15 protein-coding genes are annotated in these 14,549 nt (G+C 71.7%); 14 read left to right on the top strand and 1 reads right to left on the bottom strand.

What is annotated here, in order from left to right; genetic code table 11:
- The 10 genes from ACRDTB_RS33055 to argH form a co-directional block, all read left to right on the top strand.
- Positions 1–730 (top strand): alpha/beta hydrolase (locus tag ACRDTB_RS33055; protein WP_431436140.1); only part of this gene is annotated, 730 nt, incomplete at its 5' end.
- Positions 731–858: 128 nt separating this feature from the next.
- Positions 859–1,449 carry a hypothetical protein gene (locus tag ACRDTB_RS33050; RefSeq protein ID WP_431436139.1) on the top strand — a complete coding sequence of 197 codons (591 nt, stop codon included), beginning with the start codon at positions 859–861 and terminating at the stop codon, positions 1,447–1,449.
- Between the two features lie 32 nt (positions 1,450–1,481).
- The gene (argC, locus tag ACRDTB_RS33045) at positions 1,482–2,507 is read left to right on the top strand and encodes an N-acetyl-gamma-glutamyl-phosphate reductase (RefSeq protein WP_431436138.1); all 1,026 of its coding nucleotides are present in this window, start codon (positions 1,482–1,484) and stop codon (positions 2,505–2,507) included.
- 156 nt (positions 2,508–2,663) lie between these two features.
- Positions 2,664–3,809: a bifunctional glutamate N-acetyltransferase/amino-acid acetyltransferase ArgJ gene (gene argJ / locus ACRDTB_RS33040; RefSeq protein WP_431436137.1), complete on the top strand. Its 1,146-nt coding sequence runs from the start codon at positions 2,664–2,666 to the stop codon at positions 3,807–3,809.
- Complete coding sequence (gene argB / locus ACRDTB_RS33035; RefSeq protein ID WP_431436136.1) at positions 3,806–4,708, top strand: acetylglutamate kinase; 903 nt, start codon at positions 3,806–3,808, stop codon at positions 4,706–4,708. Before argJ ends, argB begins: the two co-directional genes overlap by 4 nt.
- Before the next feature lie 44 nt (positions 4,709–4,752).
- Complete coding sequence (locus ACRDTB_RS33030; RefSeq protein WP_431436141.1) at positions 4,753–5,895, top strand: acetylornithine transaminase; 1,143 nt, start codon at positions 4,753–4,755, stop codon at positions 5,893–5,895.
- Positions 5,895–6,824, top strand: coding sequence for an ornithine carbamoyltransferase (gene argF, locus ACRDTB_RS33025; protein ID WP_431436135.1), 930 nt, complete (start codon positions 5,895–5,897; stop codon positions 6,822–6,824). Before ACRDTB_RS33030 ends, argF begins: the two co-directional genes overlap by 1 nt.
- The gene (locus ACRDTB_RS33020; RefSeq protein WP_431436134.1) at positions 6,821–7,330 is read left to right on the top strand and encodes an arginine repressor; all 510 of its coding nucleotides are present in this window, start codon (positions 6,821–6,823) and stop codon (positions 7,328–7,330) included. Before argF ends, ACRDTB_RS33020 begins: the two co-directional genes overlap by 4 nt.
- Positions 7,323–8,522: an argininosuccinate synthase gene (locus ACRDTB_RS33015; protein ID WP_431436132.1), complete on the top strand. Its 1,200-nt coding sequence runs from the start codon at positions 7,323–7,325 to the stop codon at positions 8,520–8,522. The genes ACRDTB_RS33020 and ACRDTB_RS33015 overlap by 8 nt, the downstream gene beginning before the upstream one ends.
- Positions 8,515–9,927: an argininosuccinate lyase gene (gene argH, locus ACRDTB_RS33010; protein ID WP_431436131.1), complete on the top strand. Its 1,413-nt coding sequence runs from the start codon at positions 8,515–8,517 to the stop codon at positions 9,925–9,927. The genes ACRDTB_RS33015 and argH overlap by 8 nt, the downstream gene beginning before the upstream one ends.
- A gap of 1 nt (position 9,928) precedes the next feature.
- On the opposite strand, the gene ACRDTB_RS33005 is transcribed toward argH, so the two are convergent.
- Positions 9,929–10,294 (bottom strand): hypothetical protein, encoded by a 366-nt coding sequence (locus ACRDTB_RS33005; protein ID WP_431436130.1) that lies wholly within the window; start codon positions 10,292–10,294, stop codon positions 9,929–9,931.
- A 114-nt stretch (positions 10,295–10,408) separates the two neighbouring features.
- On the opposite strand from ACRDTB_RS33005, the gene ACRDTB_RS33000 reads away from it, so the two are divergent.
- The 4 genes from ACRDTB_RS33000 to tyrS are packed head-to-tail and all read left to right on the top strand — an operon-like array spanning position 10,409 to position 14,196.
- The gene (locus tag ACRDTB_RS33000) at positions 10,409–10,966 is read left to right on the top strand and encodes an ArsR/SmtB family transcription factor (RefSeq protein WP_431436129.1); all 558 of its coding nucleotides are present in this window, start codon (positions 10,409–10,411) and stop codon (positions 10,964–10,966) included.
- Positions 10,963–12,195: an MFS transporter gene (locus ACRDTB_RS32995; RefSeq protein ID WP_431436128.1), complete on the top strand. Its 1,233-nt coding sequence runs from the start codon at positions 10,963–10,965 to the stop codon at positions 12,193–12,195. Before ACRDTB_RS33000 ends, ACRDTB_RS32995 begins: the two co-directional genes overlap by 4 nt.
- A gap of 9 nt (positions 12,196–12,204) precedes the next feature.
- Entirely contained in the window at positions 12,205–12,864 is a 660-nt protein-coding gene (locus ACRDTB_RS32990) for a DNA-3-methyladenine glycosylase (protein WP_431436127.1), read from the top strand.
- A gap of 57 nt (positions 12,865–12,921) precedes the next feature.
- Positions 12,922–14,196: a tyrosine--tRNA ligase gene (gene tyrS, locus ACRDTB_RS32985; protein ID WP_431436126.1), complete on the top strand. Its 1,275-nt coding sequence runs from the start codon at positions 12,922–12,924 to the stop codon at positions 14,194–14,196.
- The last annotated feature ends 353 nt before the right edge of the window (positions 14,197–14,549 follow it).

The following is a 14,549-nucleotide window of genomic DNA, read 5'->3' as shown; positions in this document are numbered from 1 at the left end:
CTCCGAGCAAACCAAGCTGCTGCGCAAGCCGGCGGCCGACAAGATCGGGCCGTCCGAGTGGACCGACATCTTCCTGTCCGCCGCGTACTACGTGTACGGCTGGGAGGACGTGGCCAACGCGTTCGCCGCGTGGGTGCACGACGGTGACCCCGCGGGCCTGCTCGACCTGTACCCGCCGCCGGGCGACGACAACGGGCACGCCATCTATCTCGCGGTGGTCTGCACCGACGCGCCGTGGGTTACCGACTACGACCAGTACCGGCTGGACAACTGGATCACCCACATCAAGGCCCCGTTCACGACGTGGGGCAACGCGTGGTTCAACGGTCCGTGCCTGAACTGGCCGGCGGAGTCCGAGCAGCCGCTGGAGATCGACGGCAGCGGCGTGGAGAGCGCGCTGCTGATCAACGAGACGCTCGACTCGGCCACGCCGTACGGGGGCGCGCTCGAGGTCCGCAAGCGGTTCCCGAACTCGGTGCTCATCGAGGGTGTCAACGGAACGACCCACTCCGGCTCGCTGTCCGGTGTGGAGTGCGTGGACAGCCGGATCGCCGAGTATCTGGAAACGGGTGCGCTGCCCGAGCGGCAGCCGGGCAACGACTCCGACGTGCAGTGTGACCCGGTCCCGCAGCCGGTGCCGGAAGGTGCCGCGACGACCGCCGACGAGCGGTCCGCGTCGGCCGCCTCGGCCGACCTGCGCAAGGAGCTTGCGCTCACCGTCCAGCGCTGACACCTCGCCGGACATCACGGGCGCCCCGGTCGAAACGGCCGGGGCGCCCGTTTTGCGTGCGGGTCTGGTCCAGGGCACGTGCAGGCATCCGACTCATGCTGATCGACGGCCTGAGGAAGGTGCCCGACATGACGACTCCCGAGCTGCCCGCGCTGTCCGGTCTGACCCCGGTGTTCGCGGTGACGGTGCTGGAGTCCGAGGACTCGGCGGCGTACCTCGCGCTGCGCCGGTTCCTGCGCGACGCGCTGGCCGAGCGCGGCCGCGCGCACGCGGTCCGCGTCCTCGGCGAGCTCCTGCTGACGGACCCGGACGGCGACGTCGACGGCCTGTGCACGGTGTCGGACCTGGGCTTCGACGGGTTGTACGTCGTGGTGCGGCAGCGTTGGCAGAGCCCGCGGTGGACCCGTTCGGGGCCGGCCGACCTGACCCACGAGCTCACCGTGGCGCTGCGCCGCCAACGCCTGGTCGCGCTGCACACCGTGATCTCCGGCGCGCGGCTGCGCCGCTGGGCCCGCTCGGGCCCGTACCGCTTCCTGCCCGACACGGTGTTGGTCGCCTACGACCAGGCCTCACGCGGCACGGTCGATGTGGCGTCGGCCTGGTCGCGCCTCACGACCGGCACGCGACTGGCCTTCCCCGAGTACCTCTCGGCGGTCGCCGAGGCACTCGACACCCTCGCCGACGCTCTCGTGGCCGAGGATTCCCCGAGGCGGCTTTGAGTGACTTTTCATCATCGTGCATAATCATCCACATGACTGTTCGGATCGCGGTCGGCGGCGCCAGCGGGTACGCCGGAGGTGAGCTGCTCCGGCTCCTGCTCGGCCATCCCGAGGTGGAGATCGGCGCGCTGACCGCCGGCGGCAACGCCGGGACGGCGTTCGCGGCACACCAGCCGCATCTCGTGCCGCTCGCCGACCGGGTGCTCGCCGAGACGACGCCCGGCGCACTCGCGGGCCACGACGTGGTGTTCCTCGCCTTGCCGCACGGCCACTCCGCGGACCTCGCCACGCGGCTCGACGACGACACGCTCGTGATCGACTGCGGGGCGGACCATCGGCTCGGCGACGCCGATGACTGGGGCCGCTGGTACGGCGGTGCCCACGCCGGCACCTGGCCCTACGGCCTGCCCGAGCTCCCCGGTGCCCGCGCCACGCTGGCCGGTGCGCGCCGGATCGCCGTGCCGGGCTGCTACCCGACGGGCGCGTCGCTCGCCATCGCCCCGGCGCTGGCCGCCGGCCTGGTCGAGCCGGATGTCGTCGTGGTCGCGGTCAGCGGGACCTCGGGTGCCGGCCGCGTGCTCAAGGCGCACCTGCTCGGCTCGGAGGTCATGGGCTCGGCCACCGCCTACGGGGTCGGCGGCGCCCACCGGCACACGCCGGAGATCACGCAGAACCTCTCGGCGGTCGCCGGGCACCCCGTCCGGGTGTCCTTCACGCCCGTCCTCGCGCCCATGCCACGCGGCATCCTCACCACGGCGTCCGCACCCGTCAGGCCGGGCACCGACACCGAGGCGGCCGTGGACGCCTACCGCAAGGCCTACGCCGACGAGCCCTTCGTCCACGTCCTCGCCGACGGCTGGCCCGCGACCGCGGCCACGCTCGGCGCCAACGCCGTGCACCTGCGTGTGACGGTCGATCCGGACGCCGGCCGGCTCGTGGCCGTCACCGCGCTCGACAACCTCACCAAGGGGACCGCGGGCGCGGCCGTCCAGTGCATGAACATCGCGCTCGGCCTGCCCGAGACGGCCGGCCTCACGACGGTAGGGGTGGCCCCATGACACCCCTTGCGCCAATCTCGAGATCGATCGGGCCGCGGGCTGCCCAACCGCACCTCAGGGGAACGTGACGCAAGCCAGCCACAAGCACGTGACCAAACAGAACCTTCTGTCCCCAAACGCAACCACGACATTGAAATCCGGGGAGGCGGAGCAATCATGACCGTCAACGCGCCCAAGGGCTTCCGGTCCGCCGGGGTCGCCGCCGGAATCAAGGACACCGGCGCCAACGACGTCGCGCTCGTCGTCAACGACGGTCCGCTCGACATCGCCGCCGGGGTGTTCACCCGGAACAAGGTCAAGGCCGCCCCCGTCCTCTGGTCGCAGCAGGTGCTCCGGACCGGCCGGGCCAGGGCCGTCGTCCTCAACTCCGGCGGCGCAAACGCCTGCACCGGGCCCGAGGGCTTCCAGGACACCCACGCCACCGCCGAGCACGTCGCCGCCGCGCTCGGCATCGGCGCGATCGACGTGGCCGTCTGCTCCACGGGCCTGATCGGCGAGCGGCTCCCGATGGACAGGCTCAAGTCCGGTGTGGACGACGCGGCTGCGGCCCTCGCGGGCACGCGGGCGGCGGGCGTGGCGGCGGCCGAGGCCGTGATGACCACCGACACCGTCCCCAAACACGCGCAGTCCACTCAGGACGGATGGACCGTCGGCGGTCTCGCCAAGGGAGCCGGCATGTGTGCGCCGAACATGGCCACGATGCTCGCCGTCCTCACCACCGACGCCGTGCCCGTGGACGCTCAGGAGGCGCTCCGGCTGGCGGTCGACGCGACCTTCAACCGCCTCGACGTCGACGGTGGCACGTCCACCAACGACACCGTCCTCCTGCTGTGCTCGGGCGCCGCCGGCACGACCCCGGCCGACTTCACCGAGATCCTCACCGTGGTCTGCCAGGACCTGGTCGACCAGCTCCAGGCCGACGCCGAGGGCGCGACCAAGCACGTGGCGATCACCGTGAAGGGCGCGGCGACGACGCGGGAGGCCCGGCTCGCGGCGAAGGTGATCGCCGAGGACAACCTCTGCAAGACCGCGTTCTTCGGCGCCGATCCCAACTGGGGCCGCATCGCGATGGCGGTCGGCAACGCGCCCACGGACTTCGACCCGGCCGGGCTGGACATCACGATCAACGGCGTCGCCGTCTGCCGGCACGGGCGGAAGGCGGAGGACCGCACGAAGGCCGACCTGACCGGAAAGCACATCGACGTCGAGGTCCACCTGCACGCGGGCGAGGGTGAGGCGACCGTGCTCACCACGGACCTGTCCCACGGCTACGTCGAAGAGAACAGCGCCTACTCGACATGACCGCGGACGTGACCAGGTTCGAGGCTGCCGAGAAGGCCGCCGTGCTCGTCGAGGCGCTGCCGTGGCTGCAGCGCTTCCACGGGGCCACCGTCGTGATCAAGTACGGCGGCAACGCCATGGTCGACGACGCCCTCAAGACCGCGTTCGCGCAGGACATGGTGTTCCTCAAGCTCGCCGGCCTGCACCCGGTCGTCGTGCACGGGGGCGGCCCGCAGATCACCGCGATGCTGAACCGGCTCGGCATCGCCGGCGAGTTCAAGGCCGGCCTCCGGGTCACCACGCCGGAGACCATGGACGTCGTCCGGATGGTGCTGACCGGGCAGGTCAGCCGCGAGCTCGTCGGCCTCATCAACGCACACGGCCCGTACGCGGTCGGCATCTCCGGCGAGGACGCCCGGCTGCTCACCGCCGAGCGCCGCACGGCCACCGTGGACGGCGAGACCGTCGACCTCGGGCTCGTCGGCGACGTCGTGGCCGTCAACCCGGACGCGGTGCTCGACATCGTCCGTGCCGGCCGGATCCCCGTGGTGTCCACGGTGGCCCCGGACGTGGCCGGACTGGCGCACAACGTGAACGCCGACACCGCCGCGGCCGCGATCGCCGTCGCACTCGAGGCGGAGAAGCTCGTGATGCTGACCGACGTCGAGGGGCTGTACGCAGCCTGGCCGAATCGGGACTCGCTGCTCAACGAGCTCCGCGCGGGTGCGCTCGAGGCCATGCTGCCGAGCCTCGCCAGCGGGATGATTCCGAAGATGGAGGCGTGCCTCGCCGCGGTGCACGGCGGCGTGCCGCGCGCGCACGTGATCGACGGGCGGCTCGCCCACTCCGTGCTGCTGGAGGTCTTCACCAGCCACGGCGTGGGCACGATGGTACTGCCGGACGAGGAGGAAACCACGTGATCACGTCCAATGTGGATGGTCAGGCTCGGTGGCGGTCGTCCGTCATGGACAACTACGGCACGCCCGCGCTGACGCTCGTCCGCGGCGAGGGCGCGCACGTCTGGGACGCGGACGGGAACCGCTACCTGGACCTCGTCGGCGGCATCGCGGTCAACGCGCTCGGCCACGCCCACCCCGCGGTCGTCGAGGCGGTCACGAACCAGGTCGCCACCCTCGGCCACACCTCGAACCTCTACGTGAACCCGGTCGCCGTCGAGCTCGCCGAGGCGCTGCTGGACGTCGCCGGGCTCGCCGGCCGGGCCAAGGTGCTGTTCACGAACTCGGGCGCGGAGGCCGTGGAGGCGGCGGTGAAGCTCGCCCGGCTCACCGGCCGCACCGGGCTCGTCGCCTGCGACGGCGCGTTCCACGGCCGCACGATGGGCGCGCTCACCGTCACCGGCCAGCCGGCCAAGCGGACGCCGTTCGAGCCGCTGCTGCCGAACGTCACCCATGTCCCGTTCGGCGACGTCGAGGCACTGCGCGCGGCCGTGGACACCGACACCGCGGCCGTGTTCGTCGAGCCGGTCCTCGGCGAGGGCGGCGTGCACCCGGCACCCGCCGGCTACCTGCACGCGGCGCGCGAGATCACCGCCGCCGCGGGCGCGCTGCTCGTGCTCGACGAGGTGCAGACCGGCATCGGCCGGCTCGGCGACTGGTTCGCCTTCCACCAGGCCGGCGTCACGCCGGACGTGGTCACGCTGGCCAAGGGCCTCGGCGGCGGCCTGCCGCTCGGCGCGTGCGTCGGCGTCGGCGCGGCCGCGGACCTCCTCAGGCCGGGTCACCACGGCACGACGTTCGGCGGCAACCCGGTCGCGTGCGCCGCCGGCCTGGCCGTGCTGCGCACGATCGCCGCCGAGGGACTGTGCGGGCGGGCCGCCGCACTCGGCAAGGAGATCGCCGCGGGGGTCGAGGCGCTGGGCCACCCGCTCGTCACCGAGGTGCGTGGGGCCGGCCTGCTGCTCGGTATCGGCCTCGCCGCACCGGCCGCGGCCCGGGTGGCCGGCGCCGCCGCGAAGGCCGGCTACCTGGTCAACAACGTCCAGCCCGACACGATCCGCCTGGCGCCGCCGCTGATCGTCGACGCCGGCGACGTCAAGGGCTTTCTCGCGACACTTCCATCCCTACTCGACGCCACCGAGGAGTCCTGATGGTCCGGCACTTCCTGCGCGACGACGACCTGTCCCCGGCCGAGCAGACCGCGGTGCTCGACCTCGCCGACCGGATGAAGGCCGACCGGCTCGGGTTCCGTGTCCTGGAAGGGAAGTCGGTCGCGACGATCTTCGAGAAGAACTCCACGCGCACCCGGCTCTCGTTCGAGGTCGGCATCGACCAGCTGGGCGGCCACCCGATCGTCGTCGACGGGCGCACCATGCAGCTCGGCCGCGAGGAGACCATCGAGGACACCTCCCGGGTGCTGTCCCGCTACGTCGACGCCGTGGTGTGGCGGACGTTCGCGCAGGCCCGGATGACCGCGTTGGCCTCGGTGTCCACGGTCCCGGTGATCAACGCGCTCACCAACGAGTTCCACCCGTGCCAGGTGCTCGCCGACCTGCAGACCGTTCGGGAGCGGCACGGCAGGCTGGCCGGCGTCACGCTGACCTACCTCGGCGACGGCGGCAACAACATGGCGCAGTCGCTGCTGCTCGGCGGTGCCACGGCGGGCCTGCATGTGCGGGTCTGCGGCCCCACGGGCTTCCAGCCGCACGGCGAGATCATGCTCGACGCCAAGCACCGCGCCGAGGCGACCGGCGGCAGCGTCGCGCTCATCGTCGACCCACACGCCGCCGTCGACGGCGCGGACGTGCTCGTCACCGACTCCTGGACGTCGATGGGCCAGGAGAACGACGGCAAGGACCGCGTGGCGCCGTTTCGGCCCTACCAGGTCAACACCGAGCTGCTGGCCCGCGCCGCGCGCGACGCGATCGTGCTGCACTGCCTGCCCGCGCATCGCGGCATGGAGATTACCGACGAGGTGCTCGACGGGCCGGCGAGCGCGGTGTGGGACGAGGCGGAGAACCGGCTGCACAGCCAGAAGGCGCTGCTGGCCTGGCTCCTGGAGAAGGCGGGCGAGCGATGACCGTGCCACGGGTCGCGCGGCAGGCCAGGATCGTCGAGCTGGTGTCCTCGATGGGCATCCGCAGCCAGACCGAGCTCGCGAAGCTGCTCGCGGGGGAGGGGATCGAGGTCACGCAGGCGACGCTGTCCCGGGACCTCGACGAGCTGGGTGCGGTCAAGCTGCGTGGCGTGGACGGCGGCGCCCCGGTGTACGTGATCCCGGAGGACGGCAGCCCGGTCCGCGGCGTGCAGGGCGGCACCTCGCGCCTCGCCCGGCTGCTGGCCGAGCTGCTGGTGTCCGCGGACTACTCGGCGAACCTGACAGTGTTGCGAACCCCGCCCGGTGCCGCGCAGTTCCTCGCCAGCGCGATCGACCGGGCCGCCATGTACGAGGTCGTCGGCACGATCGCCGGCGACGACACGGTGATGGTCATCGCCCGGGAACCGTTGTCCGGCAGGGACCTCGCCGACATCTTCACCGCACTCGCAGCAAGAACAGACGTGAACAAGGGAGAAGGCAATGACTGAGCGGATCGTGCTGGCCTACTCGGGCGGCCTGGACACGTCCGTGGCGATCGGCTGGATCGCCGAGGAGACCGGAGCCGAGGTGGTGGCCGTCGCCGTGGACGTCGGCCAGGGTGGCGAGGACCTCGACACCATCCGCAAGCGGGCACTGGACTGCGGTGCAGTGGAGGCCGTCGTCGCCGACGCCCGCGACGAGTTCGCGGACCAGTACTGCCTGCCCGCGCTGCGGGCCAACGCGCTGTACATGGACCGCTATCCGCTGGTCTCGGCGCTGTCCCGGCCGGTGATCGTCAAGCACCTCGCCGAGGCGGCGAAGTACCACGGCGCCTCCACCGTGTCGCACGGCTGCACCGGCAAGGGCAACGACCAGGTGCGCTTCGAGGTCGGCATCGGCGCGCTCGCCCCCGACCTCAAGGTGATCGCCCCGGTCCGCGACTTCGCGTGGACGCGGGAGAAGGCCATCGCCTACGCGAACGAGCGAAACCTGCCGATCGACCAGACGAAGTCCTCCCCGTACTCGATCGACCAGAACGTGTGGGGGCGTGCGGTGGAGACCGGCTTCCTCGAGGACATCTGGAACGCGCCCATCGAGGACGTCTACTCCTACACCGCGGACCCGGCCCAGCCGCGTGACCCCGACGAGGTGGTCATCACGTTCGACAAGGGCGTGCCGGTGGCCATCGACGGCGAGACGGTGACCGTCCTGCAGGCCATCCAGCAGCTCAACCGGCGGGCCGGCGCGCAGGGAGTCGGGCGGCTGGACATGGTCGAGGACCGGCTGGTGGGCATCAAGAGCCGCGAGGTGTACGAGGCGCCCGGTGCGATCGCGCTGATCACCGCACACCAGGAGCTGGAGAACGTCACGGTCGAGCGGGACCTCGCCCGGTTCAAGCGCCAGGTCGAGCAGCGTTGGGCGGAGCTGGTCTACGACGGTCTGTGGTTCTCCCCGTTGAAGGACGCCCTGGACACGTTCGTCGCGAAGACCCAGGAGCACGTCAGCGGCGACATCCGGCTGACGCTCCACAGTGGACGCGCAGTCGTCACCGGACGGCGCAGCGAGCAGTCGCTGTACGACTTCAACCTGGCGACCTACGACGAGGGCGACACGTTCGACCAGTCGCTGGCCAAGGGCTTCGTGCAGCTGTGGGGCCTGCCGTCGAAGATCGCGGCCAAGCGCGACCGGCACCATGCCTGAGCCCGTAGCGCTCTGGGGCGGGCGGTTCGCGTCCGGTCCCGCCGAGGCGATGGCGGCGCTGTCCGCGTCGACCCACTTCGACTGGCGGCTCGCGCCGTACGACATCGCCGGCTCCCGCGCACACGCCCGCGTCCTGCACCAGGCGAAGCTGCTGACCGACGACGAGCTGGCCGGCATGCTCGCGGCGCTGGACGCGCTGGCGGCCGACGTCGCGTCGGGTGCCTTCACGCCGACGGTCGCCGACGAGGACGTACACACCGCGCTCGAACGCGGCCTGCTCGAGCTGGCCGGACCCGAGCTCGGCGGCAAGCTGCGCGCCGGCCGGTCCCGCAACGACCAGGTGGCGACGCTGTTCCGGATGTGGCTGCGCGACGCCGCCCGCCGGGTCGCGGCCGGCGTCGGCGCGGTCGTCGAGGCCCTGCTGCACCAGGCGGACCGGCACCCGGACGCGGTCATGCCCGGCCGCACGCACCTGCAGCACGCGCAGCCCGTGCTGCTCGCGCACCACCTGCTGGCCCACGTCCAGGCGCTGCTGCGCGACGTCGACCGGCTCCGTGACTGGGACCGCCGGACGGCCGTGTCGCCCTACGGGTCGGGTGCGCTCGCCGGGTCGTCGCTCGGCCTGGACCCGGCGTCGGTGGCGGCCGAGCTGGGCTTCGACGCGCCGGCCGCGAACTCCATCGACGCGGTCGCCTCGCGCGACTTCGCCGCGGAGATCGCGTTCTGCCTGGCGATGCTCGGAGTCGACCTGTCGCGGCTCGCCGAGGAGGTCATCGTCTGGACCACCGCCGAGTTCGGCTACGCGACACTCGACGACGCCTGGGCGACCGGCAGCTCGATCATGCCGCAGAAGAAGAACCCGGACGTCGCGGAGCTGACCCGCGGCAAGGCCGGCCGGCTGATCGGCAACCTGACCGGGCTGCTCGCGGTGCTCAAGGCGCAGCCGCTCGCGTACAACCGGGACCTGCAGGAGGACAAGGAGCCGCTGTTCGACTCGGTCGAGCAACTGGAGTCGCTGCTGCCGGCGATCGCGGGGATGGTCGGCACGCTGCGGTTCGACACCGTGCGGATGGCCACGGTGGCGCCGGCCGGGTTCACGCTGGCGACCGACATCGCGGAGTGGCTCGTGCGGCAGGGCGTGCCGTTCCGCGTCGCGCACGAGGCCGCGGGGGACTGCGTGCGGATCGCCGAGTCCCGCGGTGTGGGCCTGGAGCAGCTCACCGACGAGGAGCTCGCCGGGGTGCACCCCGCGCTGACGCCGGAGGTCCGCGACGTGCTGACGGTCGAGGGCTCGATCGCGTCCCGCGACGCGTACGGCGGGACGGCCCCGGCACGGGTCGCGGACCAGCGCGCTCGGATCGCGGACGTGCTGGCCGACCTACGGGAGTGGGCCGAGGGTCGGTGACCTAGCGCTGGGCGTTCACCGTGACGGCCGCCCAGTCGCCGGAGTGCGCCAGCCAGCGTGCGACGGGAACCCGCTTGCGGGTGCCGTCGGGGTTGACCGCGATCAGCTTGCCACCATCGAGCTCCAGCGCCTGGAACCGGAACTCGCGCTTCACCGGGCCCACCACGGCGGGAACCTCGACGAACGTCGGGTACACCCAGAAGTACGGCCGGACGAGGTAGAGGATCCCGATCAGCATCGGCATCAGGCCGGCGACGACCGCCGGGCTGAACTCGCCGAGCAGGGCGAGCCACAACCCGAGGAACACGCAGACCGCACCGAGTACGAGAGCGACGATGCCGACGACCGGGTTGTAGCGGACCTTCATGCGTGCCTCCTTGGTGTGCTGTTCGAGGTGACTATGCCGGGTGGCGCCGGGACCGTTCCCGGCAGCCATGCACAATAGTTGTGCACAGGAAGTATGCACAGTTATTGTGCATGCGTGGAACACATCGAGCTCGACAGCCGAGCGATGCGCGTGCTCGCCCACCCGCTGCGGTCCCGGCTGCTCAGCGAGCTACGCGTGCACGGCGCCGCCAACGCGACCGCGCTCGCCGAGCGGCTGGGCACCAACACCGGCGCCACCAGCTACCACCTGCGCAAGCTGGCCGAGGTCGGCCTCGTCGAGGAGACCGCCGAGGGGACCGGCAGGCAACGTTTCTGGGTCGCCGCGCAGGACTCGCACAGCTGGCGCAACACCGACTACGACGATCCGGACGCGCAGGCCGCGGCGGGCTGGCTGCGCCGGCAGCAGTTCCGGATCTTGGTCGAGCGAGCAGAGGTGTGGGAGCAGGAGCGTGCGCGCTGGCCGGAGGCCTGGCAGGAGGCGGCCACCATGTCCGACGCCATCCTCGAACTGGACGCCGACCAGCTGGCCGAGCTCATGGACGAGCTCTACGCGGTGCTGCTGCGCTACCGGGAGTCGGGGCCGAGCGAGGGCGGCCATCAGGTCGTGGTGAACCTCGTCGGGATGCCGGCCGATCCGCGGGACGCGCCGTGAACTTGCACCGCCGGTACCTCGTGCTGCTCGCGTTGCGCTGGTTACCGGTCGGCCTGTGCATACCGATCCTCGTCCTGCTGCCGCTGAGCCGCGGCCTGACGCTGGCCGAGACCGGCCTCGCCGCGTCGCTGCAGGGCTTCGTCGTGCTGGCGCTGGAACTGCCGACCGGCGGACTGTCCGACTCGTGGGGCCGGCGCCCGACCCTGGTGCTCGCCGCGAGCGTGGCCGTCGTGTCGATGTCGCTGCTGGCCGTCGCGGACTCGTTCGCCCTGTTCGCGATCGTCTATGTCCTGCAAGGCATCTACCGCGCGCTGGACAGCGGTCCGCTGGAGTCGTGGTACGTCGACGTCTCGCTCGCGGCGGACCCGTCGGTGAAGCTGGAGCGCGGGCTGTCCGCGGGCGGGACCGTGATCGGGCTCGCGATCGGCGCCGGCGCGCTCGCCACGGGCGGGCTCGTCGCCTGGGTCGAGATGCCCGGGATCCCGACGCTCGTGGTGCCGGTGCTCGCCGGCCTCTGCGTGCAGGTCACCGGCCTCGCCGCGATCGTCCTGCTGGTACGCGAACCGCCGCACCCGGACGGCCGGCGCCGGCTGCTGGCGTCCCTGCGCGACGTGCCGAGAGCGATCACCGACGGCGTTCGGGTGGTCCGCCGGTCCCGGGTCCTGCTCGCGCTCGTCGCGGTCGAGCTGTGCTGGGGCTTCGGCATGGTCACATTCGAGGTGCTGATGCCGGTTCGGCTGTCGGAGCTGCTCGGCGGCACGGAGGAGGCGGCGGCGGTCACCGGGCCGGCGAGCGCGGTGGCCTGGCTCGTGGCCGCCGCCGGGGCCGCGGTGATCCCACTGCTGACCGCCCGCGTCGGGGTGGCCGTCACCGCGGGCGTGCTGCGGATCGCGCACGGCGTCGCGGTGGTCGGCATGGGTCTGCTCGCCGGCCCCGCCGGGGTGCTGACCGGCTACCTCGCGACGTACCTCGTGCACGGCGCCAGCAACCCGGTGCACATGACCCTGCTGCATCGCGAGGTGTCCGGCGAGAACCGGTCCACGGTGATGTCGATCAACTCGATGATGATGCAGCCGGCCGGCGCGCTCGGCATGATCCTGCTGACCGCGCTCGCCACCGGCACCTCGGTGAGCACGGCGATCGTGGTCGGCGCGGTCGTGCTCGCGCTCGCCGCGCCGCTGTACCTGCCCGCCATCCGCGCCGAACGGCGCCCGCGGGTACCCGTATAGGCTCGGCCCGTGTCCGTTGCCGGTTCCCTCCCGCCGAGCCGGCAGCTCACCCGTTCCGAGCTGGCGGTCGACCCGGTCGACGCGGCGAAACTGTTGCTGGGGTGCGTGCTCGAGGCCGACGACGTTCGGGTCCGGCTCACCGAGGTGGAGGCCTACCGTGGCGGCGACGACCCGGCGTCCCACTGCTACCGCGGCCGGACCGCGCGCAACGAGGTGATGTTCGGCCCGGCCGGCCACCTGTACGTCTACTTCGTGTACGGCATGCACTTCTGCGCGAACGTCGTGTCCCTGACCGACGGCGTGCCGGGCGCGGTGTTGCTTCGCGCCGGCGAGGTCGTCGCGGGAGTCGACGTGGCGAGATCCCGCCGGCCGACCTCCCGCAGTGACGCCGAGCTGGCGAAGGGCCCTGCCCGGCTGACCGGCGTGCTCGGCTTGGATCGTGCCCACAACGGCGCGGACCTGATCGACCCGTCCTCCCCGGTGCGCCTGCTGGCGAGCGACCCGCTGCCGCCGTCGACGATCCGGACCGGTCCACGGGTGGGCGTCGCGGTGGCGATGGACGTTCCGTGGCGGTTCTGGATCGACGGCTCCCGCACGGTGAGCACGTACCGCCGCGGCGGCAAGGCGGCCCGGCAAACGCGGTCGCCCGCACCCCGGTTGCCTCGCTAGCCTCCAACTGTGACGCTCCCGCAACCCCTTCCGGCGGATACGGGAGTATTGGTCACCGTGGGAGAACACATACTCGACGAGCTGTCCTGGCGCGGGCTGATCGCGCAGTCCACCGACCTCGCCGCGCTGCGGAAGGATCTGGACGCCGGTCCGACCACCCTGTACGCCGGCTTCGACCCGAGCGCGCCGAGCCTGCATGCCGGCAACCTCGTGCCACTGCTGCTGCTGCGCCGGTTCCAGCGCGCCGGGAACCGGCCGATCGTGCTCGCCGGCGGCGCGACCGGCATGGTCGGCGACCCGCGCGACGTCGGTGAGCGCGTGCTCCAGTCCACCGACGTCGTCGCCGAGTGGACCGACCGGATCCGCGGCCAGCTCGAACGCTTCGTCGACTTCGACGACTCGCCCACCGGCGCGATCGTCGTGAACAACCTGGCCTGGACCGGCGACCTGCCGGTGCTGGAGTTCCTGCGCGACGTGGGCAAACACTTCTCGGTCAACGTGATGCTCGCCAGGGAGACGGTCAAGCGTCGGCTCGAGACCGACGGCATGTCCTACACCGAGTTCAGCTACCTGCTCCTGCAGTCCCACGACTACCTGGAGCTGTTCCGCCGGCATGGCTGCACGCTGCAGGTCGGCGGCTCCGACCAGTGGGGCAACATCATCGGCGGCGTGGAGCTGGTCCGCCGGGTCGAGGGGGCCGGCGTGCACGCGCTGACCGCGCCGCTTGTCACCGACGCCGAGGGGCGCAAGTTCGGCAAGTCCACCGGCGGCGGCAACGTCTGGCTCGACCCGGAGCTGACCTCGCCGTACGGCTGGTACCAGTACTTCGTGAACGTCGGCGACGCGGACGTCGTCCGGTACCTCCGCATGTTCACGTTTCTGCCCCGCGAGGAGATCGAGGCGCTCGCGGAGGACACGGCCGAGCGCCCGCAGCTGCGGGCCGCGCAGCGCAAGCTCGGGGAGGAGTTCACCCGGCTGGTGCACGGGGACCACGAGACCGCGCAGGTCATCGCCGCGAGCCGGGCGCTGTTCGGTCGCGGGGAGCTGCGTGAGCTCGACGAGAGCACGCTGACCGCCGCGATGGCCGAGGCACCCACCGGGTCCGTCCGGCTGGCCGACGAGCCGACCATCGTGGACCTGCTGGTCGCGTCCGGGCTCACGCCGAGCAAGGGCGCCGCCCGGCGTGCCGTCGCCGAAGGCGGCGCGTACGTCAACAACGTCAAGGTGACCGACGAGGGCTGGCGGCCGGCCAAGGAGGAGCTCCTGCACGGCCGATGGCTAGTCCTGCGGCGCGGCAAGCGGAGCACGGCAGGGGTCGAAGTAGCCGTGTGACCTGGGAAAACAACGGTTAAGGGGGGCCGGTTCCAGCCTCGTTTACGGGTGCGTGTAACTTTCTTCCTGCCAGCGCGGAACGGGCCCGGAATTTCGGGAACGAGCGTAGGCAGGGGTCGCGAACCAAGCTCTCACGCAGGTGATAGAGTGGGCGACCTGCGGTTCGAAGCGATTCGGACCAAACCGAGGACCAAAGCCCCCGGATCACACAGCTGTTGCAGTGTGCGATGGGTGTGCGTGTGTTGTTTGAGAACTCAACAGTGTGTCGATTGATGCTAGTGAGCTTGTGCCTGGCCTTTTGGTTGGGTGTTGCTGGGGTTTTTTCTCTTTGATGCATTATTGGAGAGTTTGAT

Source organism: Actinophytocola sp., from assembly GCF_050699935.1.
Classification (GTDB): domain Bacteria; phylum Actinomycetota; class Actinomycetes; order Mycobacteriales; family Pseudonocardiaceae; genus Actinophytocola.
Note: the sequence above shows the minus strand (reverse complement) of the source record. Positions and strands in the feature narration are given on the sequence as shown.